This is a genomic window from Martinezella calliandrae (assembly GCF_030272695.1).
GTDB lineage: Bacteria > Pseudomonadota > Alphaproteobacteria > Rhizobiales > Rhizobiaceae > Rhizobium > Rhizobium calliandrae.
Genome location: NZ_JARFYN010000032.1, coordinates 55667 through 79042 on the forward strand (window position 1 = coordinate 55667; position 23376 = coordinate 79042).

Genomic DNA, 23376 nt, shown 5'->3' on the forward strand with positions numbered 1-23376 from the left:
AAAGGCTTATTGGAAGGGTTTCCACCAGCTGCTGTTGCTGGACTGCTGCGCAGCCTCGGCATCCTTCTTGCGCTGCTTTTCCTTCTTGCTCTCCGGCGTGCCGAGGTCGTTCAAAGCAGCCTGATCGGAGACCTGACGATATTGCTGCGGCGGATCGATCAGGTAACGGCGCTGGTCGATATAGGTACCGGCCTGATCCTGGCGCGCGGCGCGATAGGCGGCCGTCTGCTGCGCCTCGGTTACGCGATTGCGGCCACTATCGGCCTTGGCGAGCGGCGAGCGATAATTGACGTCGTTCTTGTTCTGATCTGCTTCCTCGGCCAGGCGCTTACGCGCTTCTTCGGGTGATTCTACCCAGGCCGGATTATCCTTGCTTGCCAGCGACTGCTGCGGTGCTGTCAGGTCCTGCCTGTTCTGCTCACCGGGGACAACCAGACCGGGCCGGTTCGGATATTTCACACCCTTGTCCTTCGGCGTGGCCGCCGAAACGGAAGCGATGTCGCTGATATCGTCGAAGAGCTGTTCGCCGGCGGTCTTGTCCGTGCCGTAGCGCGGGCTGCTCATGCAGCCGGCCATAAGACCGCAGCCAACCACGAGTGCCGTCAAGCTGACGCCGACACGAACCCTATGCATCGCTCTCATGAATACCCTTCCCAGCCATGCCGGTACAACTATCGCAGAATCCCAATTCACGCCAACTGCCGCAAAAATCGGGCCATTTTCAGGCAGCTTTTACCGGATGAACGCCGCAAAGGCAATTCATCCGGTAATTTTCTTCAGATGACAGCCATCAACTCGCGCAAGGCCGCCGCATCGCGCGCCGATACGTCAGGATATTCCGGATCGGAACCGACATCGGCGGTAATACGCCAGGAGCGGGCGCATTTGCGGCCTTCTGCCAGCTTCGGCACGACGCTCACCTTGGCGGCGTCGTCCTGGCGGAAGGCATCGGCCGGGCCTTCGCCACCACGGATGGTGATGTCGGAGGTGATGCAGATCTCCGAAAAATCCTGGCCTTCCAATACCTTCAACAGCTCCGGATCGGCGATATAGACCACCGGCGCCGCTTCCAGCGAGGAGCCGATGTGCTTCTCCTTGCGCTCGATTTCGAGTGCGCCGGTGACGACGCTGCGCACCGCGCGGATCTTCTTCCATTTCTCGGCCAGGGTCCCGTTCCTCCATTCAGCGGGAACGGTGGGAAACAGTTCGAGGTGCACGGAGACCGCGGACGGGTTGCGCGACAGCCAGGCTTCTTCCGTCGTGAACGGCAGCATTGGCGCCAGCCAGGTTACCATACAATCGAAGATCATCCGGATGACGGCGAGCGACGAGCGGCGGCGCAAGCTCGACGGCGCGTCGCAATAGAGCGCATCCTTCCGGACATCGAAATAGAAGGCCGAAAGCTCTACGTTGGCGAAGTCGATGAGGGCGCGAGCAATGCGCTTGAAATCGAAGGCATCATAGCTTTCCCGCACAAGCCCGTCGAGTTCGGCGAGACGATGCAGCATCAGCTGCTCCAGCTCCGGCATGTCAGCGTAAGCGATCACTTCGCCCTTGTCGTGCGCCAGGGTGCCGAGCATCCAGCGGATCGTGTTACGCAGCTTGCGATAGGCATCGACATTGGTCTGGATGATGGCCTTGCCGAGACGTTGGTCTTCCCAATAATCTGTGGTCATGACCCAGAGGCGCAGGATATCGGCGCCGGCGTCCTTCATCACGTCCTGAGGTGCAACGACGTTGCCCTTGGACTTCGACATCTTCTCGCCCTTCTCATCCATGGTGAAGCCATGGGTGATGACGGCATTATAGGGCGCACGACCGCGCGTCGCGGCGCTTTCGAGCAGCGACGAGTGGAACCAGCCGCGGTGCTGGTCCGAGCCTTCGAGATAGACGTCCGCCGGCCACTTCAGGTCCGGACGGTCTTCCAGTGTGAAGGTGTGGGTCGACCCCGAATCGAACCAGACATCGAGGATGTCCATGATTTGCTTCCACGGCTCATTCGCCTTTTCGCCCAGGAAGCGCTCGCGCGCGCCTTCGGCGAACCAGGCATCGGCGCCCTCCTTCTCGAAGGCTTCGAGAATGCGGGCGTTGACACCGTCGTCCTGCAGGATTTGGCCCTCTTCATCGACGAAGATGCAGATCGGCACGCCCCAGGCGCGCTGGCGCGACAGAACCCAATCCGGGCGCTGCTCGATCATGGCGCGCAAGCGGTTCTGACCGGCGGCGGGCACGAAACGCGTATCGTCGATCGCCTTCAGCGCGCGCGAACGCAGCGTCGTGCCATCCGCGAAATCCTTGTCCATATAGACGAACCATTGCGGCGTGTTGCGGAAGATCACCGGCTTCTTCGAGCGCCAGGAATGCGGATAGGAATGCTTGAGCCTGCCGCGGGCGAAGAGCGTGTTTGTCTCGATCAGTGCCTTGGTGACGATTTCGTTGGCATTGCCCTTCTTGCCGTTGTCGTCCATAACGCGGCCGCCCTCGAAGCCGGGGGCATCGGCAGTATAGAAGCCGGCGTCGTCGACCGGGAACGGGATGCGAGTAGGGATACCGCGCGCGTCAAGCAGGCGGGCATGGGTCGTCCAGGCGTCAAAGTCCTCGCGGCCGTGGCTGGGTGCGGTGTGGACGAAACCCGTACCGGCATCGTCGGTCACGTGGTCGCCGTCCAGCAACGGGACCTTAAAATCGTAGCCAAGCGAAGCCAGCGGATGCGCACAGGTGAGCGCGGCCAGATCGTCGGCAGTTACGTCGCGCAGGCGCTTGTATTGCAGCTTCGCCTTCGCAAAAGACTCCTCGGCAAGCTTATCAGCGAAGATCAGCTTTTCACCCGGACGCGGGCCGAAATCATTGGCGGCTTCCGTCACTTCGTAAAGGCCGTAGGAAACCCGCGACGAATAGGAGATCGCCCGGTTGCCGGGGATCGTCCATGGAGTCGTGGTCCAGATAACGACGAAGGCACCGAAGAGCGCGGCCGGACCTTCGGCGACGGGGAACTTCACCCAGATCGTGTCGCTCTCGACATCGGCATATTCGACTTCAGCTTCCGCCAGTGCCGTACGCTCGACAACCGACCACATGATCGGCTTCGAGCCGCGATAGAGCTGGCCGCTTCGCGCGATCTTCAAGAGTTCGCCGGCAATGCGGGATTCCGCGTGGAAGTCCATCGTCAGATAGGGATTGTCGAAATCGCCCGTGATGCCGAGGCGCTTGAACTCCTCGGACTGGATCTTGATCCAGCCGGCGGCGAAGTCACGGCATTCCTGGCGGAATTCGTTGACCGGAACCTCGTCCTTGTTCTTACCCTTCTCGCGGTACTTTTCCTCGATCTTCCATTCGATCGGCAGACCGTGGCAGTCCCAACCCGGAACATAATTGCTGTCATAGCCGCGCATCTGGAAAGAGCGGGTGATGACGTCCTTCAGGATCTTGTTCAGCGCGTGGCCGATGTGGATATTGCCGTTGGCGTAGGGCGGGCCGTCATGCAGCACGAATTTTTCGCGGCCGGCGGCGCAAGCGCGCAGCTTCTTATAGAGGTTCAACTCCTGCCAGCGCTTGACCAGCTCCGGCTCCTTCTGCGGCAGGCCAGCGCGCATCGGAAAGTCGGTCTCGGGCAGGTAAAGGGTCTTCGAATAGTCGATCTTTTCAGCGGTATCGGTCATTGTTCTGACAATTGCCTCGGCGTCTCGGGCGTTTTGCGCCGGAAAGGCGCAGCCATATAGGGATTTTTCGGCGGCGGAAAGCGCCTCGGGAACAGGCGCTAAGAACCCGGACCTTCCGGCAGCTTAAAGCGCGCGGAAAGCCGGGCCAATAATTCGTATCGATGGGCTCAGCCGAAATTGGGTCATGGTTGGCGGTTCATAGGCGCTTTTTGCGCGGAAAGGAAGAGGGATCAGCCGCTGCTAGCCACAGAAAAGCCGCGGACGTTTCCGTCCGCGGCCAATCGGAGCCGGCTCAATCAGGCCTGTGCCGGTGCCCGTGCCGGCGTGACGACGTTCACGATCACGGCGGCGACAATATTGGCGATCAGCGCCAGCAGGCCGATGTAGACCGTAAACGGTGCTCCTCCTAGGCTGATTGCCTGCAGCGGTTTTAGCCCATTGATCCATACGAGGTAGGTGCCACCAAAGAAACCGACGAACCAGCCGACGAGCAGCGCGGGCCCACGGAACCAGTTGGAATAGAGGCCGAAGACCAGTGCCGGCAGCGTCTGCATGATCCAGATACCGCCCAGCAATTGAAGATCAAGAGCAAACTGCGTCGGCAGGAACAGGATGACAAGCAACGCGCCGATCTTGACGATGAGCGACGTCACCTTGGCCACTTTGGCTTCGCCCGCTTCGCTGACTTGCGGATTGACATAGGCTCTCCAGAAATTGCGGGTGAAGAGATTGGCCGCGCCGATGCTCATCACCGCCGCAGGAACCAGGGCGCCGATCGCGATCGCCGCGAAGGCGAAACCGGCGAACCAGCCCGAGAACAGTGTCTTGAACAGTGCCGGCACTACGTCATTGGGGCTGTCGAGTTTCAGGCCAGCCGCATGGCCCATGTAGCCGAGCAGTGCCAGCAGGCCAAGCAGTAGCGTATAGGCCGGCAGCAACGCAGCATTCTTGCGAATGGTCCTGCCGCTGTTGGAGGCGAAGATACCGGTCAAAGTATGCGGATACATGAAGGCTGCGAGCGCCGACCCTAGCGCCAGCGTCGCATAGGCGACGTATTGGTTGCGTGCCAGCAACAGACCTCCGGATCCCTTTGCCTGGAATGCGGCATCGGCCGAGGCGAACACATTGGCGTAGCCGCCCAGCTTCGCCGGGATCAGCGCGACGGCGGCAATTACCACGATATAGATCATGATGTCCTTGACGAAGGCGATCAATGCCGGCGCCCGAAGTCCCGCCGAGTAGGTATAGAGCGCCAGGATGATGAAGGAGGCGGCAAGAGGGATTTCGCCGTGAAGTCCCAGGGCCTTGAAGACTGCCGTCATGCCTACAAGCTGCAGCGCGATGTAAGGCATGGTCGCGATTACGCCCGTGATCGCCACCGCCAATTCAAGCGCGCGCAAACCATATTGGCCGTGCACGACATCGCCCGCCGTGACGTAACCATTATCCTTTGCCCGCTTCCAGAGAACCGGCATCACCATGAAGACGAAGGGATAGACGATGATCGTGTAAGGCAGAGCAAAGAAGCCATAGGCGCCGACCGTGTAGACCAGAGCAGGAACGGCAATTACGGTATAGGCGGTGTAGAAGTCGCCACCGACGAGGAACCAGGTAATCCAGGTGCCGAAGCTGCGCCCGCCCAGGCCCCATTCGTCGATGCGAGCAAGGGTCTTCGGCCTGCGCCAGCGCGCGGCAACAAAACCCATGACGGTGACAAGCACGAAAAAGAAGATGAAGACGGCAAGCGCGGCCGTGTCGGTCTCAGTCGTCATGACGCATGCTCCGGTAGGCGATCCAGGTCAGGAAAGCGGTGATCGGCACCCAGGCAAGCTGATACCAATAGAAGAAAGGAAAGCCCAGAAGGACCGGGTCATGGCTGTTGTAGAAGGGAACCCAGAGCAAGCCGATATAGGGAATGACGAGCAGCCAGCAAGCCGCCGTTCCAAAGCCTTTATCCATTTCGTGCGCCTTTCGGAGATTGGGCGCGGCGAATCCGCACCTCATCACCTATAAGAACTAGCTCATCTGGTAGTCGGCTCAAGGCAAAAAAGATGCTGCAGTGCGGCACGTCCTCGCCGCACAACTCCTTGAGCGATATCAGGAAAAGGTGATGAACAGGTCGATGTCCCCAAGCGGCCGCACGCCTGCGAGCAGCGCCCTCGCCTCCTCCTCGTCCTTTCTGATCTGCGCCACCAAAGCGTCGAGGCCGTCAAACTTCAATTCGGGCCGGAGGTAGCCGAAAAAGGAGACAGAGCAGATCTGACCATAGAGGTCGCCGCTGAAGTCGAAAACGAAGGTTTCGAGCAGCGGCGCGCCATTATTTGTCACTGTCGGGCGCCGGCCGTAGCTGGCAACGGCATCGTGGATGACGCCATCGGCGGTACGGAACCGCACGGCATAGATGCCGGCCTTCAGCTCGGTTTCCGGCGGCAGCTGCATGTTGGCGGTCGGGAAGCCAAGCGAGCGGCCGAGTTTTTCACCGCCGATCACTTCCGCCTCGACAGTGTAGCGATAGCCGAGCAGACCGGCAGCCTCCGCCACCTCGCCATCCACCAGCAGTTCCCGAATGCGGCTCGATGAGACGACTTCGGCATTCTCGTCGCGATAGGCATCGATCAAGGTTACGCCGAAACCATTCTTGCTGCCGGCATTCATCAAGAAAGCTGGACCACCCTGGCGGTCGTGCCCGAAATGGAAATCGAAGCCGGTGACGACTTCGGAAGCATGCAGCCAGTCGATCAGTATGGAGTGGACGAATTCGTCGGCGGAACGCTGCGAAAAGGCCCGATCGAAGGGATATTCGATAACGGAATTGAAGCCGATCGCTTCCAGGATACGCGCCTTCAACGGCGCCGGCGTCAGGCGGAAAACCGGGTGATCGGGCCTGAAGACGGTGCGCGGATGTGGTTCAAAGGTCAGGACCAGCGCCGGTGTACCGCGCTCCCGGGCGATCTCCAGCGCGCGATCGAGCACGGATTGATGGCCGCGATGCACGCCGTCGAAATTACCGATGGCGATGACCCCGCCTTTCAGATTGTCCGGCAGCGGCTCGCGGGTCTCATTGCGATGGAAAACGGTCATCGGCTACCTCTCTCCTCAGGCAAGGCGCGGCATCCACCACTTCGGCGACGCCCGTTCGCGCGCCAGAAAGGCGCCAAGCGCTGCCTCGTCGGTGCGACCGTCAACGACATATTCGCGGGCATGGATACCATGACTGATATAAAGAAGATCGAGGCCATAATCGAGCGCGCCACGCACATCAGTCGGCATGCCGTCCCCGATTGCGACAACGCGCGACAGCGGGAATTCGCCGTGCACGTCGCGGGCGGCGGCGATCGAGGCGTCATAGATCGGCTGATGCGGCTTGCCGGCAATCCGCGTCTCGCCGCCGAGCCGATCGTAATAGGCGGCCATGGCGCCGGCGCAGGGGATCATGCGGTGGCCACGCTCGACGACGAGGTCGGGATTGGCGCAGATCAGCGGCACTTTCCGGGCCGACCAGGCTGTCAGCATGTCGGAGTAATCATCGGGCGTTTCTGTTTCGTCATCGAAGAAGCCGGTGCATACGATGCTCTCGGCCTCTTCTGCCTCGACGCGCTCGACATCCAATCCCTCGATGATGGCGATGTCGCGTTCGGGACCGAGTAGGAACACTTTCTTCGGGCCTTCGGCGATTAGACGGCGGGTGACGTCGCCAGAGGTGACGATGCTGTCATAGGCGCTGTCGGGAACCCCGATCTGGCACAATTGCTCGACCACTTTCGGTGCGATGCGGGGAGAATTGGTGATGAGGACGACAGTCAGTCCTTCGCCACGTGCGGCTTCCAGTGCGATCGACGCTTCCCTATAGGCGGAGACGCCGTTGTGCAGGACGCCCCAGACATCGCAGAGCGCGACATCATAATATCCGCCGATCTCGCGAAAGCTTTCGATACGCTTGCCCATCCCATCCTCGCATTCAAAAAAATCAGGGGGTGACATCGCAAACCGGCCCGCAAATTACAAGAGCGCGGCAAAAGGTTTTTGCGCTGCAAAAGGCCCCAAGCAACAGGCCGGCGCCGAACCGGGCGAACGGTAAAATCGAGGGCAAAATTGGTGCGGAGTTTCGGCAGCACTATGGTCGTTACTCATCTTAGCGACGCGATCGGCGCTGTTAATCATCCTCGAAACAAACCCGACATGCCGTAAAAATTTCACGATGCCGTTCTTGACTCGTTTGACGCCCAATCCTAAATCACCGTCCGTTAGCACTCGCCAAGGCAGAGTGCTAACAAGCCCCATACGGATCCCCGCTGATCCGTGAATGTCATTTGATCGAGGGATTAGACAATGGCAAGCACCAATTTCCGCCCCCTTCATGACCGTGTCGTCGTTCGTCGCGTCGAGTCGGAAGAAAAGACCAAGGGCGGCATCATCATTCCCGATACCGCCAAGGAAAAGCCGCAGGAAGGCGAAATCGTCGCCGTCGGCTCTGGCGCCCGCGATGAATCCGGCAAGGTCGTAGCACTCGACGTCAAGGTTGGCGATCGCGTTCTGTTCGGCAAGTGGTCCGGCACCGAAGTCAAGCTCAACGGCGAAGACCTTCTGATCATGAAGGAAGCCGACATCATGGGCATCATCGGCTAATCCAGCCGGTTTCCCCTTTTCCGATAAAGCTGACGGGCCATAAACCCGGACAACGCGAATTCAGGAGTTTCAGACAATGGCAGCTAAAGAAGTAAAATTCGGCCGCGGCGCCCGCGAAAAGATGCTTCGTGGCGTCGACATCCTCGCCGACGCAGTGAAGGTCACGCTCGGCCCGAAGGGTCGTAACGTCGTTATCGACAAGTCCTTCGGCGCTCCGCGCATCACCAAGGACGGCGTCACCGTCGCCAAGGAAATCGAACTCGAAGACAAGTTCGAAAACATGGGCGCGCAGATGGTCCGCGAAGTTGCTTCGAAGACCAACGACATCGCCGGCGACGGCACAACGACTGCAACCGTTCTCGCCCAGGCCATCGTTCGCGAAGGCGCCAAGGCAGTTGCTGCCGGCATGAACCCGATGGATCTGAAGCGCGGTATCGACCTCGCTGTTGCCGAAGTCGTCAAGGATCTCCAGGCCAAGGCCAAGAAGATCAACACTTCGGCAGAAGTCGCACAGGTCGGCACGATTTCCGCAAACGGCGAAAAGCAGATCGGTCTCGATATTGCTGAAGCCATGCAGAAGGTCGGCAACGAAGGCGTCATTACGGTTGAAGAAGCCAAGACCGCCGAAACCGAACTCGAAGTCGTCGAAGGCATGCAGTTCGACCGCGGCTACCTCAGCCCCTACTTCGTGACCAACCCGGAAAAGATGATCGCCGACCTCGAAGACGCCTTCATCCTCCTTCACGAGAAGAAGCTCTCCAACTTGCAGGCCATGCTGCCGGTTCTCGAAGCCGTCGTTCAGACCGGCAAGCCGCTCCTCATCATCGCTGAGGACGTCGAAGGCGAAGCTCTCGCAACGCTCGTCGTCAACAAGCTGCGCGGTGGTCTGAAGATCGCTGCCGTCAAGGCTCCGGGCTTCGGCGATCGTCGCAAGGCCATGCTGGAAGACATCGCCATCCTGACGGGCGGCACTGTCATCTCCGAAGACCTCGGCATCAAGCTCGAGTCTGTTACCCTCGACATGCTCGGCCGTTCCAAGAAGGTTTCGATCTCCAAGGAAAACACCACGATCGTCGACGGCGCTGGCGCCAAGTCCGACATCGAAGGCCGCGTAGCTCAGATCAAGGCTCAGATTGAAGAAACCTCTTCCGATTATGACCGCGAAAAGTTGCAAGAACGTCTTGCCAAGCTCGCTGGCGGCGTTGCCGTCATCCGCGTTGGCGGCTCGACCGAAGTCGAAGTGAAGGAAAAGAAGGACCGCATCGACGACGCTCTCAATGCGACACGCGCTGCTGTTCAGGAAGGCATCGTACCGGGCGGCGGCACGGCCCTGCTGCGCTCCTCTGTCAAGATCTCCGCGAAGGGTGAAAACGACGACCAGGAAGCCGGTATCAACATCATCCGTCGCGCTCTGCAGGCTCCTTGCCGCCAAATCGCTGAAAACGCTGGTGATGAAGCCTCTATCGTTGTCGGCAAGATCCTCGACAAGAACGAAGACAACTTCGGCTACAATGCTCAGACGGGCGTCTATGGCGACATGATCTCCATGGGTATCGTCGACCCGGTCAAGGTCGTTCGCACGGCTCTGCAGGACGCAGCTTCAGTTGCTTCGCTGCTGATCACCACCGAAGCCATGATCGCCGAGCTGCCGAAGAAGGACGCTCCGGCTGGCATGCCGGGCGGCATGGGCGGCATGGGCGGCATGGACATGATGTGATAGGGCATTGGCCCGATCACAGGAATGTCAATAAAGCTTCGCCCTTGCACTTTCAGTGCTTCAGGCCGCCAAGCGGCCTGAAGTGGCGGCATGGACATGATGTCATAGGGCACCGGCCTTATTGCGACTGTTCAATCCGACATCCGGAATTGACGAAGGGCGGCTCTCGGGCCGCTCTTTTCGTTTTGCGCTGAACCTACTGCAGGGCAAGGTTTAGAAGATCTTACAAGGGTGCAATTTTGCGCAAATTGCCCCATTGCCGTTTTCCGAAAAGCTCCTATAAATCGCAGCGCAATGATTTTCGAGGGGTTGTTGCAGACTATATAAATTTTACTTGTTTTCGACGGGCGTTACCTGCGACCAAATATTTTCATAACCTTTTTGATAGATAGCTCGCGTAGAATCATTACTTGAAGTGACTTGACACGTTGAATTGACGATCCGGAAGCACGCCCGGTGTGGTGGACGCAGTGAAGACGTGGGCTTCGCCGGTCCGCCGCTGTGCAATATGCGGAGCGACGCTCCGTCCAATAATGCATGGAATTCGATTGAAGCGCGCGCAGGGGAACCCGCGCCTCAAGCTGGGGGATATTTTGTTCAAGATCGCCAAAGCCAATCTTGCCGCACCTTTCGCTCCAGGATCACTGGAGTTCGACGGACATGATCCTGATCTTCTGGCGCAGTTCTGCGTCTCCGAAGCATGGACCGGCGATTTATCGAGCGGCGTCATCAAGCTTGGTCAGTGGAGCACCATGCTGCATGGGTTGACTTCGTCGGAATGCGGCCTGTTGAGCCTGATGCATTGCTACGACGCCCATGACCGCGCCCGCATACTCGACCTGTTCGAGCAGGCGGCAACCGCGTCGTCCTCTTTCTGCTACTCCACCACCGCGCTCGGCGTCGGCGGGCATCGGCAACCGATCTTCTGCGTTGGGGAATCGATTGGCATGGAAGGAAAACACGCCGGTAGCATGGTCGGCATGTTCCTGTTTCCGCGTTTCAAACTTGAGCCGGGCAGCCAACTGGCGAGCCGGCAATAGCGCCTGAACGCAGAAGGCCGATCCTCTCGGGCCGGCCTAACATCGCGCAGACGAACTCTCGGTATCAATCCCGCTTCGGAATATTCAGCCCGCGCTGGCTGGCCGGACGAGCGATGGCGCGTTCGAGCCAATCCATAACCGAGGGGAAGTTTGCGAAATCGAGAACTTCCCGGCCGCCATAAAAGACGTCGACGCCGCGGACCCACGGGAAGGTGGCGATGTCGGCGATGGTATATTCGTCGCCCATGATCCACTGGCGGCCCTTCAGCCGGCCTTCAAGGACGCTCAACAGGCGCTTGCTTTCACCGCGATAGCGCTCCACCGGATAGGAGTTGTTCGCAACCTGGTCGGCGGCGAATTTGAAGAAGTGGCCGAACTGTCCAAACATCGGGCCGATGCCGGCCATCTGGAAGAACACCCACTGCAATGTTTCGTAACGCCCGGCAGCATCCTTGGGCATCAGCTTGCCGGCCTTCTCGGCGAGATAGACGAGGATGGCACCGGATTCGAACAGGCCGATCGGCTTGCCGTCGGGGCCATTGGGATCGATGATCGCTGGGATGCGGCCGTTCGGGTTCAGCGAAACGAATTCAGGCGACTTCTGGTCGTTCGTGCCAAAGGAAATCAGATGCGCTTCATAGGGAAGACCGAGTTCTTCGAGCGCAATCGAAATCTTGACGCCATTCGGCGTCGGCAGCGAATAGAGCTGGATGATATCCGGATTGCTGGCGGGCCAGCGCTTGGTAATCGGGAAAGTGGACAGATCGGCCATGGGGCTTCCTTCTGAAGATCATGATTTGTCGAATGAATTCGCGCCAACATAGTCGATATGGAGCACATGGGAAGAGCGCGGCTTACGAGATATCGTTCAACAATTGTGAACTAATTGTACCCAGTTGTTTATCTTTCCAACCCCCTCAAAATCGCGAATAACGGCTGTCAGGAAATGCCACTCACGGCACCACACCTTCACTGGAGACCGTCATGTCCAATACCAACAACATCATCATTCTCGTGGCGCGCATCCTGCTCGCCTTCATGTTCATCTTCGCCGGCTTCGGTAAACTGACCGATCCGTCGGGTACCGCAGGCATGATCGCAGGCGCCGGCATGCCGGCCGCCACGCTCCTCACCTACCTCGCCGGCACTTTTGAATTCGTCACCGGCGTCTGCGTCCTCATCGGCTTCCAGATCCGCATCGTCGGCTGGCTGCTGGCGCTGTTCTGCATTTTCACGGGGATCGTTTTCCATCTGCCGACCGTCAACGTCCCGGATTTCCCGGCCGCCGCCAACGGCTGGATCAACGGCCTGAACTTCGTCAACTTCCTGAAGAACGTCACGCTCGCCGGCGCTTACGTGATGCTTGCCACCAACGGCCCGGGTGTCTATTCGCTCGACGCACGCCGTGGCGCCTACGCAGCCGCCTAATTGCGCAAAACCTCCAAGCATAAGAAAGCCCGCCAGCGATTGAACTGACCCCCGAAAGTTGATGTCCAACTTTCGGGGGTCAGTTCACCCACGGCGGGTTTTTTGTATCGCCAAAACAGATCAAGAAGTTTCACAGCACAGCGCGCACGGCTGCAATGATGCGCTGAACCAAGGGATCGCCCTCGTGGCTTTCCTTGCGCGCGCGGACGAGGCAAGCCTCGGAGTGCAAGATAACCCCGTCCGACAGAACCTTCAGATGGTTTGCCTTCAGCGTCGACCCTGTCGAGGTGATGTCGACGATGATATCCGCGGAGCCGGCGGCAGGCGCCCCCTCCGTCGCACCGAGGCTTTCGACAATGCGGTATAGCTGGATGCCGTGCTGGCTGGAGAAGAACTGCTGCGTCAAGCGCCAATATTTGGTGGCGATCGCCAGCCTGCGGCCGCGCCGTGCCCGGAAGTCGGCGGCGACGTCGCCAAGATCGGCCATGGAATCGACATCAAGCCAGATATCCGGCACGGCAACGACGACATCCGCGTGGCCGAAGCCGAGGCGAGCGCAGAACTCGACGCGGCGATCGGCCTCGGCCATACCCTCGCGCACGAGATCTTCGCCAGTAACGCCGAAATCGACGCTGCCATTGCCGATCTCGCGCGAGATTTCCGACGCCGACAGGAAAGCGATTTCGACATTGTCCCAGCCTTCGACACGCCCGCGATAGGAGCGGTCATTGCCGACGGCAATGATGGGCATGCCGCCGCGTGCGAAGATATCGGAGCAATCGTCCTTCATCCGGCCTTTGGAAGGAAGCGCAATTGTGATGGTCATCAGGCTGCCCTCGCGGTTTCGATGCGGTCGAGCCAGAGCGCGAAGCCGACAGCCGGGATATGATCTTTTGCGCCGAGCAGCGTCAGCAGGCGATCGAAACGGCCGCCGCCCACCAGTACTTCGGTCGAACCTTGCACCGTCACTTCAAACGTGAGGCCGGTATAGTAATCGAGCGGACGGCCGAAGGCGGCGCCATACTCGATCTGCGACGCATCGACGCCGGCCTTGGCAAGGGCTGTGATGCGGGCGTCAAAGCGTTCAAGCGCCGCACCAAGCTTGAGCCCAGCCGCGTCGGCAAAACCAGCAAGCGCAGAAGAGGCGTCCGCGAGCGGCAGACTGAGCGACAGGAATTCTTCCAGCACACCGAAGGCGACATCGTCGAGATGGGTCGTCGACAACACCAGTTTTTCCCGCAGACGACGTGCAATCTCCAGTGGCGAACGGCTGGCATTGGTGGAATAGCCGGTTGCTTGCATGGTGTTGTCGATGTGATTCACCAACCCCTGTTCATCGCCGCGTGCCAGAAAATCGACCACATAGCGATCAAGACCGACGACCGGCTGCGGGCTTGCGAGCCGCGCCAACAGGGTTTCGAGCTGCGTCAGGTTGCCGAAGGCGTGGATCAGGCGCTTCTGCCAGCCGGACGGAAGACCGAGTGCCTGGACGACCGCCTCGAACACCGCCTGATCGCCGAGGGTCACGGATAACGGCTTACCGGGGAGCAGCCGGTTCAGGATGCCGATGGCATCGCCAATGGCGCGGGCGTCAGCGCCGGCGATATCGCGATCGCCAAGATCCTCTATCCCCGCCTGATAAAATTCATTGCCACCTTCACGACGCTGACGAAAGATTTCCCCGAGATAGGAATAGCGTTTTGGAGTGCCGGTCGCAGTCTCGATATGGCGCAGGCAGACCGGGATCGTGAATTCCGGGCGCAGGCAAAGGCTGGCGCCGGTCTCGTTCTCCGTCATGAAGATGCGGCGACGAAGATCTTCGCCGGCCATGTCGAGAAAGGGTTCAGCCGGCTGGATAATGGGTGTATCGACCCGTTCCGTCCCACGGGCTGCAAATTCGGCAAGAAGATTGTCGGTAAAATCGGGAAGGTTGATCAGGGGCATCAGCCCGCCCTCTTCCGGTCTTCCGCCTGTGCTGCGAGCATTGCCTGAACCTTCGCGATTAATTCCGCCTCGGGCACGGTTTCCTGCGCAACGCGGGCTTCGCGCCAGCTGGCATTGTCCTCGATTTCACCCGAGAGGCGCTTGCCCTCGATAAGATCCTTGAGCTGTACGACGCCTCCAGCGCGCTCGTCGCCACCCTGGATGATGGCGATTGGGCAGCCGCGGCGGTCGGCATATTTCAGCTGGTTGCCGAACTTCTTCCAATTGCCCTGGAACATCTCGGCGCGAATGCCGGCGGCGCGCAATTGCTGGGTGAAGCGCTGATAGCGGCCCATGGCCTCGACGTCGCCATCCATGACAGTGACGAGTACGGGAGCGATTACCTCATCCTGGCCGAGCTTGCCGAGGTTCTTCAAGGCCGTCATCAGGCGCGACACGCCGATGGAGAAGCCGGTGGCAGGAACAGGCTGGCCCATGAACCGCGATACAAGCCCGTCATAACGGCCACCGCCGCCGACCGAGCCGAAGACGACCTTTTCGCCCTTCTCGTTGGTGACGTCGAACAAAAGCTCGGCTTCGTAAACCGGGCCGGTGTAATATTCGAGGCCGCGCACGACGGACGGGTCGATCTTGATACGATCATCCTGATAGCCGGCGCTGGTGACCAGCGAGCCGATCAGGTTCAATTCCTCGACGCCTTCGCTGCCGTTGGATGTACCGGCGACAAGCTCTGCAAGCCGGACAGCACTTGCGGCATAATCCTTGATGCCGACGAAGAAGAGTACTTTTTCGATCTGATCAGCGTTGAGGCCTGCGCCCTTAGTGAAATCACCGGACTCGTCCTTGCGACCCTGCCCGAGCAGCAGCGAGACTCCTCCCGGGCCGAACTTGTCGAGCTTGTCGATGGCGCGCAGCACGTTCAGGCGCTGGGCAGCCTTTTCGTCGCCGCCGAGGCCGATCGCTTCGAGTACGCCATCGAGGACCTTACGGTTATTAACGCGGATCACATAGTCGCCGCGCTTGACGCCGAGCGCTTCCACCGTATCGGCCATCATCATGCACATTTCCGCATCGGCCTGTACGCCCGGCGCGCCAACCGTATCGGCGTCGAACTGCATGAACTGGCGAAAGCGGCCCGGACCTGGCTTCTCGTTACGGAAGACGTAGCCGGCGCGGTAAGTGCGGTAGGGAAGCTGGATCTCGTTGAAATTCTCCGCGACATGACGAGCGAGCGGCGCGGTCAGGTCGTAGCGCAGCGACATCCACTGGTCGTCGTCGTCCTGCAGCGAAAACACGCCTTCATTCGGCCGGTCGCTATCTGGCAGAAACTTGCCGAGTGCATCGGTATATTCGAACAGCGGCGTCTCGACTGGATCGAAACCATAGTGCTCATAGACAGCCCGGATCTTAGCGGTCATTTCGTTGACGGCGCGAATATCGCTCGCCGAACGATCGACAAAGCCGCGCGGCAGGCGGGCCTTGAGCTTTTGCGGTTTCTTCTGTTTTTCGCTCATTTGCAGGATAATCCGGTACGGGAACAGTGGCGGTTAACTAGCGGATAGCGCGGGATGCGGCAAGGATTGTGTAGATGATCGTTTGACAAAACTGACAGTGATCGACGGACGCAGCACAACGGGATGTGCAAGCCATGCCCTATGCAATCAGCCTGAAATGCACTAACAATACGGCGATGCCCGTCCGCGATCCTTGGCTACAAGCCAGGGCCTTTGAAACTGTGCCGTCGATGCAGGGGTTGAACTACCCTCCGCATCTGGCCTTAGCCATCTATGAGAATATCTCGCCCGACCGCGTTTGCGAGGCAGTTCGCAAGGCTTTTCACGACATCCAGGCGATTTCCGTGGAGTTCTCAGGCATCCGGCACTTCCGGAACGGTGTGCTGGTGCTTTGGGCGCGTCCCGTCGATGACAACGTTTTGCGGCGGGTCCATCACGCCATTCATCGGGAAATTGATCCCCTCCTGTGTCAGGCGCATTACCGTCCCGACCATTGGCAACCGCACTGTACCATCGCCATGAACATTCCGATGGCACCGGCCGAAACAGCGTTGAACTGGGCAGCGGAAATGCAGGCAAGATTTACCGTGACTTTCGATGCCGTCGATTGCATAAAATCTCCGCCCGTTGAAATCCTGAGCGAGGTCAAATTGGCGCCTCGATATGCTGCCAACCTTCGCTGAGTGCAAATTCCGCTTGCCTTTTGCGACCATGAATTTAGTTTTTTGTCCATGCGCCTTTTCGCGATCCTGACAATGCTGATTGCCTGGCTGTTCTACGGTGCCATGCCGGCGCTGGCGCATTGCCCTATCTGCACTTCAGAGATAGCGATGCCGGTTGCCTCCACCATGAGCATGCATGAGGCAATGCCTGGTATAGCAATAGATCATGGTTCGATGGTCGTGCATGCCGACAGTGCCGCCCCCGATAAGAGATCGGACAATCCCTGCGCAGACGGCATGGCGCATGTGCCCTCCTGCGCGGCCTGCCTCGCGGTCGCGCCATTGCTTACGATGGGCGACGGCAAGGCGCTGGCATTCTGCTATCCGGCGCCGACGCATGCTCAACCGCTTGCCGATTCTCGTCCCGCACCAACGGCGCCACCTCCCCGTTTCGCCTGATACGCGTCTTCATCCGGCTTGCGAAGCGATGCATCGCAAGAAACTCAGATACCGTTCCGAAACGGAAGGACCTTTTATGACTATCTCAAAATCCATCATCCTCGCCGGCGCTTTTGCACTCTTCCTCGCCATCCCCGCCCTCGCCCAGGACAAGCCCAGCATGGACATGAGCAAGCCGATGGGCGACCAGGGAGCATCCAGCAAGGCTTACAACGATGCCATGGGCAAGATGCACCAGGATATGATGATCACCTACAGCGGCGATGCCGATGCGGATTTTGCCCGCAGCATGATCCCGCATCATCAGGGCGCGATCGACATGGCGAAGATCGAGCTCAAATACGGCAAGGACCCGGTACTGCGCAAATTGGCGAAAGCCGTCATTACCGCGCAAGAGGCCGAAATCAAGGAAATGAACGCCTGGCTGAAGAAGCACGGCAAGTAGTCTATCAGACAATGGGAGGCGGCTCCGTGCCGCCTTTTCCTCATTGCTCCAGATGCTGACGGCGGAATACCGTATCAAGCCAGTCGGAAACGGCTCGAATACGGACGAGCTGGCGAAGCTCCGCGTGGACGAGGAGCCATATCTCACGCACTGGTGGATTTCTGTCGCCGCTGTCGACGCGGCAAAGACCGTCGGCCTTCTCGGCCAAGATCTTCGGCAGGAGCGCGCGCCCCAATCCGGCAGTGGCAGCCTGGAGCAGAGATTCGGCATCGTTGACGACGAGCGGGCTGAAACGGCCGGATTTTTCCGCTTGCGCGGCGATCCAGCCGGCGTGCGGCAGATGCAGCATTGCCTCTTCGTAAACGATCCAAGGCAATCCCTCTGCCTGCTTTGCCTGGCCGGCCGCGACGTAAACGGCATAGTCCAGCGTGGCGAGCCGCCTCGTGACGACCCTGCCGTTCGCCATGTCGGTCGGCCTTGCGAGACGCAGCGCCATATCCGATTCGCGCCTGGTCAGGTTGAAATTGCGGGCATCGCCGATGAGTTCCAGCTGCAGGCCGGAATGCTCGGCCAGAAGTCGGGGCATGGCCGGAATCAGCAGCCGATTGATGAAGGATGGGGCGACCGTGAGGCGCACCTTGCCGAGCGCCATAGGATCGGCCGCATCCAATGCGCCCGACAGTGCGGCGACTTCCGCCTCGATCGCCTCGGCCCGCGCCAGGGTGATCTCGCCGACCGGCGTTGGCAACATAATACCGCCCGCATCGCGCAGGAACAGTGCAGTGCCGAGACGCTGCTCCAAGACGCGCAAGCGCCGGCCAACCGTTGTCGCATTCGTTCCGAGCGTCCTCCCCGCCGCAACGAATGAGTGCCCGCGCCAGCGCCAGGACGTAGCGCAGATCATTCCAATCGAGATCGTGCAATTTCGCAGCTCCCGCCGGCAAATTTACCGCGTGTAACCGCATTATTGCAGCCATAGGCTAAAAATGGTTAGCAAGGAGAAAGCAATGAAACTATTTGCGGTTCTGTTTGAGGACGATTGGCAAAACGCCGCCGTCATTCGCAAGGAATATCAAGAGCGCCACTTCGCTTTCCTGGAAGAGAATGCCGCTTCCATCCGGACAGCCGGGCCGCTCAGCCGGGAGGGCGACGCCTTCGCCGGCGGCCTATGGCTCGTCGAAGCGGTGAACGCAGACGAGGTTGACCGGCTGGTGAAGGAAGACCCCTTCTGGTCGGCGGGTTTGCGCAAATCGGTGCAGATCCTGACTTGGAGTCAGGTTTTTGCCGATGGTTCCCGCCGCATATAGTGACGGCGCGAAGCCCCCCTATTACTCCATGATCTGCGGTAAGCGCTCAGCCAGCAGGTCGATGACAGCGCGCATCTTCAGCGAGAGCTGCGGCATCTGCGGCCAAACCGCATAGACATTGACGGCGCGGCTGGACACATCCTTCAGCGCCGGCACGAGCGTGCCGGCGGACACGTAGTCGCGTACCAGCCAGCAGGGCAGCCATGCGATCCCCATTCCCGATGCCGCCGCGTCGGCAAGGACCTCCAGATCATCGAAGCGCAGACGCGCTTCCGGAAAATATTCGACGGCCGTGCCGTTCTCCTGCAAAAAGACCCACTTCTTCGTCTCGCCTGATCTCGCATAAACAATCAGGTCGTGGGTGGCGAGCTCGCTAATGGTCCGCGGCGCGCGCCTCGCCGTGAGATAATCCGGAGACGCGCAAAGCGTCATACGATGGAAGGCAATCTTACGCGCCGCAAGGCCGGCTTCATCGCGCAGCACGCCGTTGCGAATGGCAAGATCGAATCCCTCGTCGAAGAGATCGACGACACGATCGCTGAAAGAGAGATCCAATTCCAGCTTGGGGTGTACGCGGGCGAGTTCCAGCAGTAGCGGCGCGGCACAACGACGGCCGAAAAGCACAGGCATCGAGATGCGCAGGCGTCCCGTGACCTCTCGCTTGCCTGATTCCAGCATGGCCTCGCCCGATTGTATCTCATCCATTGCCCGGCGGCAGCGCTCGTAAAAGGCCTGGCCTTCATCGGTCAGGCTTTGCATGCGGGTGGTACGGTGAAACAGGCGAGTGTTCAGGCGCCTCTCTAGCCTCGCGATCGTCTTGCCGATCGCCGAGCGCGACAGATTCATGCGCGCCGCAGCTGCCGAAAAGCCGCCGGCCTCGACCGCCTCAACGAACTCCGGAATGCCGTTCAGCATGTCATTCATGGTTATTGCTTCCCAATGGGAACCAGTTTGCAGAAATTATATCGCCACTGGCGACGCTGAAGCAACGATATAGTGGCTTCATTGCTTCCCATTCCAACAGGAGACCATGTTGACGTACACCATGAAACGCTGGACGCTCGAGACAATCGCCGTCGGCGCCCCGTTGAACCTGACGGAAACGGCGGTTCCCACGCCTGCCGTCGGCGAAGTCCTCGTACGGGTCAAGGCGGTTTCGCTGAATTATCGCGACAAGCTCGTCCGCGAGACCGGCATGGGCCTGCCGATCCAGTTTCCCTTCGTGCCGGCCTCGGACATGGCAGGAGTGGTCGAGGCGGTAGGAGACGATGTCACCAGATTTTCGGCGGGCGACCGGGTCATTTCGACTTTCCATCCGGGCTGGATCGACGACAAGCCACTTGGCGATGCCCGCAACCCGCCCTACAAGACGTTGGGCGGCTTTTATCCCGGCGTGCTCTCCGAATATATCGCCGTACCGCAGGGTTGGCTCGTATCGGCACCGAAGAGCCTCGATTATGCCGAGGCAAGCACCCTGCCCTGCGCCGGCCTCACGGCATGGTTCGCCCTGGTGGAACGTGGCAAGATCAAGCCAGGCGATCGCGTGCTGGTGCAGGGAACAGGTGGCGTAGCGCTGTTCGGCCTGCAGATCGCTGCCGCGCAGGGTGCCGAGGTATTCGTGACATCATCGGGGCCTGAGAAGCTCGCACGGGCAAAAGCCCTTGGAGCCCATCACGGCATCGACCGCAATACCAGCGACTGGGTGCAGGAAGTCTACCGCATCACCAACGATCGCGGCGTCGATCATATTATTGAAATCGCCGGCGGGCCGAACTTCGCCCAATCGCTGAAAGCGGTGACGCCTCACGGCCAGATTTCGGTCATCGGCGTTCTGGAGGGCTTCGACATCTCCGGCCCGGCGGCACCGCTGTTGTTGAAGTCACCCGTCGTCCAAGGCGTCAGCGTCGGCCATCGCCGCTCGCTGGAAGATTTCGTGCACGCAGTCGATAGTATCGACCTGAAGCCTGTCATCGACCACCGCTATGCTCTCGACGAGGTACCGGCAGCCTTCGATCATCTCGATCGTGGCCCCTTCGGCAAGATCGTCATCGAGCTGTGATAGCAGTCGGGCCGCCGCGAAGGGTGGCGGCCCACTTTCCCAGGATATCAGGACATTGGCTCGAACGGCTGCGGCCGGCGTGCGGCGCCCTGGCGCGGGATCATCCATCCGGGATATTCGACTGCGATCGCGCTGACCTCGTCGAGCTTGGCGAGATCCTCTGCATCCAGCTTCAGTTTGACGGCGGCCAAATTCTGATCGAGCTGATCGAGACGCTTGGCGCCGATGATAATGCTGGTGACGAAAGGTTTCGCCAGAATCCACGCGAGCGCCACGGTCGCGACACTTGCGCCATGTTTCTCGGCCACTTCACGCATGGCGCCGACGCAGGCCCAGGCGCGGTCCTTGTCGACCGGCGGGAAGTCGAAGCCGGCGCGGCGCCCTTCGCCTTTGTCAGGCGCGCCGGGGCCGAACTTGCCGGAAAGAAGACCGCCGGCAAGCGGCGACCAGACCATCAGGCCGAGCTTCTCTTCCGCCATTAGCGGCACGATTTCGCGCTCCAGATCACGGCCTGCGATGGAATAGTAGGCCTGCACCGTCTCAAAGCGGGCAAAGCCACGGCGTTCGGAAATGCCGAGCGCCTTGGCGATGCGCCAAGCCTGCCAGTTGGAAACGCCGACATAGCGGACCAGTCCGCGGGAAACGAGATCGTCGAGCGCACGAAGCGTTTCATCGATCGGCGTCACCGAATCCGTGGCGTGGATCTGATAGAGGTCGATGTGATCGGTCTGCAGCCGCTCGAGACTCGCCTGGACCGAATCCATGATATGGCCACGCGACGCGCCGCGGTCGTTGGGCTTATCGCCCATGACGCCGTAGACCTTGGTGGCGATGACGACGTCCTTGCGCGCCACTCCGACATTCTTCAGCGCCTGGCCGAGCAGCTTTTCCGAGTTCCCGAAGGAATAGACGTCTGCGGTGTCGATGAAGTTGATGCCGGCTGCGAGCGAGTTTTCGACGATCTTGTCGGCCGTCGCCTGGTCGACGTCGGCGATAGCGCCCCAATTGCTATTGGGATTGGCTTCGCCGAAGGTCATCGTTCCCAGGCAAAGTTCAGAGACGAACATGCCGGTATTGCCGAGTTGATTGTAACGCATGTGAAGAAATCCCTTGTGATCCGCCGGAAGGCGGCTTCCGGCCGGTGAATTCTTATCTCGTGGCTATTGGCCTCGGCTTGACAGCCGCTGATCCGCGCTGCCTTGTGAGGTCTGAAGAAGGTCATCGAGGAGCGGTCTTAGCGCCGTTGTCATCGAGACAACATCGACATAATGCACCGGAATCCGATTTCAACGCGATACCCGGCGCCGATCACGATGCCGTTACCGACACGTCGCTCTTGCCACCGCTTCGGCACGCGATAGACTCTCGCGTCCATGCAATTCGCAGGGTCAAGGATTTCCATGACGCAACGCCTTTTGACCACGATCGGCTTCGACGCCGACGACACACTCTGGCAGAACGAACAATTCTACCGCCTGACGGAGCAGCAGTTCACCGAACTGCTGGCCGAATATGCCGAGAGTGAGACCATTTCCCGAGGACTGCTAGAAGCAGAGAAGCGCAATCTACGCCACTACGGCTTCGGCATCAAAGGCTTCACACTTTCGATGATCGAGACGGCGATCGAGATCACCCAGGGAGAGGTACCGACGACGGTGATCGCTCAAATTCTCGACATCGGCCGCGATCTGCTCGCCCATCCCGTCGAAACGCTTCCCCATGTCCGGGAGACACTGGAGGCTTTGGCGGGCAATTATCTGCTGGTGCTGATCACCAAAGGCGATCTTTTCGATCAAGAGCGCAAGCTCGCGCAATCCGGCCTCGGCGATTTCTTCGATGCCGTCGAAATCGTCTCCGACAAGAATGCCTCCACCTACCGCCGCATCTTCGCGAAAGTCGGCGGCGGGCCGGAGCGGGCGATGATGGTCGGCAACTCGCTGAAGTCAGACATCGTGCCGGCTCTCGCCGCGGGAAGTTTCGGCGTGTTCGTGCCGCATGAACTCACTTGGACCCTGGAACATGTCGAGGAACCGACGGAGGCGCCACGCTTTCGCAAGATCGGACATCTCGGAGAGTTGCGAGGGGTGATCGAGAAGCTGGGCTGAGGGCCGCCTTCAAAATCTGCGAACGATCTTTTGAAATGGTGGTTCCAGTTGCGGTGTCGTCGCTGGTTTCGGAAGTCTGTTATTCTTCCGGTCGCTTTGGTAGTCCATATAGCGGCCGATAGCTTTGGCGAGAGTTCGGGCAGATTGGCTAGATTTGTGCTACCGTCCAGTTCAATAGCGTCTCGACGGGATTCTCAGGCCATCGGGTGGCAACCACATATGCCGAGAGCATCATGGCCTTAGCGGCCAAGCCGCCTGCTAAGACTGTACCCATGTGCGGAGCCGCAGGCGCGCAGGGATAACTCGACAGAAACCGCTCTCCAGAACCTAAACAAACCAGTGCATAGCTGATTAAAGCTACGCAGCCGCCTTGTTGTCTGGTTCCTGCTTCCCGCGCAAGTCCACGACTTG

The 23376-nt window shown here is 59.7% G+C and carries 23 protein-coding genes; 10 read left to right on the forward strand and 13 right to left on the reverse strand.

Annotation, left to right across the window (positions count from 1 at the left end):
• Positions 1 to 6 precede the first annotated feature (6 nt).
• From PY650_RS22380 to PY650_RS22405, 6 genes are all read right to left on the reverse strand, one after another.
• Positions 7 to 642, reverse strand: coding sequence for a hypothetical protein (locus tag PY650_RS22380; RefSeq protein ID WP_285881752.1), 636 nt, complete (start codon positions 640 to 642; stop codon positions 7 to 9).
• A gap of 134 nt (positions 643 to 776) precedes the next feature.
• Positions 777 to 3659: an isoleucine--tRNA ligase gene (gene ileS, locus PY650_RS22385; protein WP_285881753.1), complete on the reverse strand. Its 2883-nt coding sequence runs from the start codon at positions 3657 to 3659 to the stop codon at positions 777 to 779.
• A gap of 296 nt (positions 3660 to 3955) precedes the next feature.
• The gene (gene mctP / locus PY650_RS22390; protein ID WP_285881754.1) at positions 3956 to 5431 is read right to left on the reverse strand and encodes a monocarboxylate uptake permease MctP; all 1476 of its coding nucleotides are present in this window, start codon (positions 5429 to 5431) and stop codon (positions 3956 to 3958) included.
• Positions 5421 to 5618 carry a DUF3311 domain-containing protein gene (locus tag PY650_RS22395; RefSeq protein ID WP_285881755.1) on the reverse strand — a complete coding sequence of 66 codons (198 nt, stop codon included), beginning with the start codon at positions 5616 to 5618 and terminating at the stop codon, positions 5421 to 5423. The genes mctP and PY650_RS22395 overlap by 11 nt, the downstream gene beginning before the upstream one ends.
• A 138-nt stretch (positions 5619 to 5756) precedes the next feature.
• Positions 5757 to 6740, reverse strand: a complete 984-nt coding sequence (locus PY650_RS22400) for a bifunctional riboflavin kinase/FAD synthetase (protein WP_285881756.1) — start codon at positions 6738 to 6740, stop codon at positions 5757 to 5759.
• A gap of 15 nt (positions 6741 to 6755) precedes the next feature.
• Positions 6756 to 7604, reverse strand: coding sequence for a TIGR01459 family HAD-type hydrolase (locus PY650_RS22405; RefSeq protein ID WP_285881757.1), 849 nt, complete (start codon positions 7602 to 7604; stop codon positions 6756 to 6758).
• Positions 7605 to 7988: 384 nt separating this feature from the next.
• Between PY650_RS22405 and groES the strand changes: the two genes are divergently transcribed.
• The 3 genes from groES to PY650_RS22420 all read left to right on the forward strand — a co-directional run bounded on the left by groES (position 7989) and on the right by PY650_RS22420 (position 11042).
• The gene (gene groES / locus PY650_RS22410; protein ID WP_004109735.1) at positions 7989 to 8285 is read left to right on the forward strand and encodes a co-chaperone GroES; all 297 of its coding nucleotides are present in this window, start codon (positions 7989 to 7991) and stop codon (positions 8283 to 8285) included.
• Positions 8286 to 8361: 76 nt separating this feature from the next.
• Entirely contained in the window at positions 8362 to 10002 is a 1641-nt protein-coding gene (groL, locus tag PY650_RS22415) for a chaperonin GroEL (RefSeq protein WP_285881758.1), read from the forward strand.
• Between the two features lie 533 nt (positions 10003 to 10535).
• On the forward strand, positions 10536 to 11042 hold the full coding sequence (locus tag PY650_RS22420; RefSeq protein ID WP_285881759.1) for a hypothetical protein: 507 nt from the start codon (positions 10536 to 10538) through the stop codon (positions 11040 to 11042).
• Positions 11043 to 11106: 64 nt separating this feature from the next.
• Here the strand turns inward: PY650_RS22420 and PY650_RS22425 are convergent, their stop codons facing one another.
• Positions 11107 to 11814 (reverse strand): glutathione binding-like protein, encoded by a 708-nt coding sequence (locus tag PY650_RS22425; protein ID WP_285881760.1) that lies wholly within the window; start codon positions 11812 to 11814, stop codon positions 11107 to 11109.
• A 212-nt stretch (positions 11815 to 12026) separates the two neighbouring features.
• Here PY650_RS22425 and PY650_RS22430 point away from each other — a divergent pair, with 212 nt between their 5' ends.
• The gene (locus tag PY650_RS22430; protein WP_285881761.1) at positions 12027 to 12470 is read left to right on the forward strand and encodes a DoxX family protein; all 444 of its coding nucleotides are present in this window, start codon (positions 12027 to 12029) and stop codon (positions 12468 to 12470) included.
• Positions 12471 to 12600: 130 nt separating this feature from the next.
• Here PY650_RS22430 and hisG read toward each other — a convergent pair whose 3' ends face one another.
• The 3 genes from hisG to hisS are packed head-to-tail and all read right to left on the reverse strand — an operon-like array spanning position 12601 to position 15928.
• Positions 12601 to 13296, reverse strand: coding sequence for an ATP phosphoribosyltransferase (hisG, locus tag PY650_RS22435; protein WP_285881762.1), 696 nt, complete (start codon positions 13294 to 13296; stop codon positions 12601 to 12603).
• Positions 13296 to 14414: an ATP phosphoribosyltransferase regulatory subunit gene (locus PY650_RS22440; protein ID WP_285881763.1), complete on the reverse strand. Its 1119-nt coding sequence runs from the start codon at positions 14412 to 14414 to the stop codon at positions 13296 to 13298. Before PY650_RS22440 ends, hisG begins: the two co-directional genes overlap by 1 nt.
• Entirely contained in the window at positions 14414 to 15928 is a 1515-nt protein-coding gene (hisS, locus tag PY650_RS22445) for a histidine--tRNA ligase (protein ID WP_285881764.1), read from the reverse strand. Before hisS ends, PY650_RS22440 begins: the two co-directional genes overlap by 1 nt.
• A gap of 134 nt (positions 15929 to 16062) precedes the next feature.
• Here hisS and PY650_RS22450 point away from each other — a divergent pair, with 134 nt between their 5' ends.
• The 3 genes from PY650_RS22450 to copM all read left to right on the forward strand — a co-directional run bounded on the left by PY650_RS22450 (position 16063) and on the right by copM (position 17494).
• A complete protein-coding gene (locus PY650_RS22450; protein ID WP_285881765.1) occupies positions 16063 to 16611 on the forward strand; it encodes a 2'-5' RNA ligase family protein in 549 nt (182 codons plus the stop codon).
• A 48-nt stretch (positions 16612 to 16659) separates the two neighbouring features.
• Positions 16660 to 17049, forward strand: coding sequence for a hypothetical protein (locus PY650_RS22455; protein ID WP_285881775.1), 390 nt, complete (start codon positions 16660 to 16662; stop codon positions 17047 to 17049).
• Positions 17050 to 17125: 76 nt separating this feature from the next.
• Complete coding sequence (gene copM / locus PY650_RS22460) at positions 17126 to 17494, forward strand: CopM family metallochaperone (protein WP_285881766.1); 369 nt, start codon at positions 17126 to 17128, stop codon at positions 17492 to 17494.
• A 40-nt stretch (positions 17495 to 17534) separates the two neighbouring features.
• On the opposite strand, the gene PY650_RS22465 is transcribed toward copM, so the two are convergent.
• Positions 17535 to 18398 (reverse strand): LysR family transcriptional regulator, encoded by an 864-nt coding sequence (locus PY650_RS22465; protein ID WP_285881767.1) that lies wholly within the window; start codon positions 18396 to 18398, stop codon positions 17535 to 17537.
• A 103-nt stretch (positions 18399 to 18501) separates the two neighbouring features.
• Here PY650_RS22465 and PY650_RS22470 point away from each other — a divergent pair, with 103 nt between their 5' ends.
• On the forward strand, positions 18502 to 18801 hold the full coding sequence (locus tag PY650_RS22470) for a YciI family protein (protein WP_285881768.1): 300 nt from the start codon (positions 18502 to 18504) through the stop codon (positions 18799 to 18801).
• 21 nt (positions 18802 to 18822) lie between these two features.
• Here the strand turns inward: PY650_RS22470 and PY650_RS22475 are convergent, their stop codons facing one another.
• Positions 18823 to 19725 (reverse strand): LysR family transcriptional regulator, encoded by a 903-nt coding sequence (locus PY650_RS22475; protein WP_285881769.1) that lies wholly within the window; start codon positions 19723 to 19725, stop codon positions 18823 to 18825.
• A 109-nt stretch (positions 19726 to 19834) separates the two neighbouring features.
• Between PY650_RS22475 and PY650_RS22480 the strand changes: the two genes are divergently transcribed.
• Positions 19835 to 20860, forward strand: coding sequence for a zinc-dependent alcohol dehydrogenase family protein (locus PY650_RS22480; RefSeq protein ID WP_285881776.1), 1026 nt, complete (start codon positions 19835 to 19837; stop codon positions 20858 to 20860).
• 47 nt (positions 20861 to 20907) lie between these two features.
• On the opposite strand, the gene PY650_RS22485 is transcribed toward PY650_RS22480, so the two are convergent.
• A complete protein-coding gene (locus PY650_RS22485; protein ID WP_285881770.1) occupies positions 20908 to 21957 on the reverse strand; it encodes an aldo/keto reductase in 1050 nt (349 codons plus the stop codon).
• Positions 21958 to 22260: 303 nt separating this feature from the next.
• Between PY650_RS22485 and PY650_RS22490 the strand changes: the two genes are divergently transcribed.
• Entirely contained in the window at positions 22261 to 22965 is a 705-nt protein-coding gene (locus tag PY650_RS22490; RefSeq protein WP_285881771.1) for an HAD family hydrolase, read from the forward strand.
• Positions 22966 to 23376: the final 411 nt, after the last annotated feature.

Excerpts from the sequence above, each read along its gene's own strand:
- groES (WP_004109735.1), top strand. The coding sequence starts at position 7,989 with ATGGCAAGCACCAATTTCCGCCCCCTTCATGACCGTGTCGTCGTTCGT.
- PY650_RS22450 (WP_285881765.1), top strand. The coding sequence starts at position 16,063 with ATGCCCTATGCAATCAGCCTGAAATGCACTAACAATACGGCGATGCCC.
- hisS (WP_285881764.1), bottom strand. The coding sequence starts at position 15,928 with ATGAGCGAAAAACAGAAGAAACCGCAAAAGCTCAAGGCCCGCCTGCCG.
- ileS (WP_285881753.1), bottom strand. The coding sequence starts at position 3,659 with ATGACCGATACCGCTGAAAAGATCGACTATTCGAAGACCCTTTACCTG.
- PY650_RS22455 (WP_285881775.1), top strand. The coding sequence starts at position 16,660 with ATGCGCCTTTTCGCGATCCTGACAATGCTGATTGCCTGGCTGTTCTAC.
- mctP (WP_285881754.1), bottom strand. The coding sequence starts at position 5,431 with ATGACGACTGAGACCGACACGGCCGCGCTTGCCGTCTTCATCTTCTTT.
- PY650_RS22485 (WP_285881770.1), bottom strand. The coding sequence starts at position 21,957 with ATGCGTTACAATCAACTCGGCAATACCGGCATGTTCGTCTCTGAACTT.
- PY650_RS22465 (WP_285881767.1), bottom strand. The coding sequence starts at position 18,398 with ATGATCTGCGCTACGTCCTGGCGCTGGCGCGGGCACTCATTCGTTGCG.
- copM (WP_285881766.1), top strand. The coding sequence starts at position 17,126 with ATGACTATCTCAAAATCCATCATCCTCGCCGGCGCTTTTGCACTCTTC.
- groL (WP_285881758.1), top strand. The coding sequence starts at position 8,362 with ATGGCAGCTAAAGAAGTAAAATTCGGCCGCGGCGCCCGCGAAAAGATG.
- PY650_RS22470 (WP_285881768.1), top strand. The coding sequence starts at position 18,502 with ATGAAACTATTTGCGGTTCTGTTTGAGGACGATTGGCAAAACGCCGCC.
- PY650_RS22380 (WP_285881752.1), bottom strand. The coding sequence starts at position 642 with ATGAGAGCGATGCATAGGGTTCGTGTCGGCGTCAGCTTGACGGCACTC.
- PY650_RS22425 (WP_285881760.1), bottom strand. The coding sequence starts at position 11,814 with ATGGCCGATCTGTCCACTTTCCCGATTACCAAGCGCTGGCCCGCCAGC.
- PY650_RS22405 (WP_285881757.1), bottom strand. The coding sequence starts at position 7,604 with ATGGGCAAGCGTATCGAAAGCTTTCGCGAGATCGGCGGATATTATGAT.
- PY650_RS22490 (WP_285881771.1), top strand. The coding sequence starts at position 22,261 with ATGACGCAACGCCTTTTGACCACGATCGGCTTCGACGCCGACGACACA.
- PY650_RS22430 (WP_285881761.1), top strand. The coding sequence starts at position 12,027 with ATGTCCAATACCAACAACATCATCATTCTCGTGGCGCGCATCCTGCTC.
- PY650_RS22420 (WP_285881759.1), top strand. The coding sequence starts at position 10,536 with ATGCATGGAATTCGATTGAAGCGCGCGCAGGGGAACCCGCGCCTCAAG.
- PY650_RS22395 (WP_285881755.1), bottom strand. The coding sequence starts at position 5,618 with ATGGATAAAGGCTTTGGAACGGCGGCTTGCTGGCTGCTCGTCATTCCC.
- hisG (WP_285881762.1), bottom strand. The coding sequence starts at position 13,296 with ATGACCATCACAATTGCGCTTCCTTCCAAAGGCCGGATGAAGGACGAT.
- PY650_RS22440 (WP_285881763.1), bottom strand. The coding sequence starts at position 14,414 with ATGCCCCTGATCAACCTTCCCGATTTTACCGACAATCTTCTTGCCGAA.
- PY650_RS22400 (WP_285881756.1), bottom strand. The coding sequence starts at position 6,740 with ATGACCGTTTTCCATCGCAATGAGACCCGCGAGCCGCTGCCGGACAAT.
- PY650_RS22475 (WP_285881769.1), bottom strand. The coding sequence starts at position 19,725 with ATGAATGACATGCTGAACGGCATTCCGGAGTTCGTTGAGGCGGTCGAG.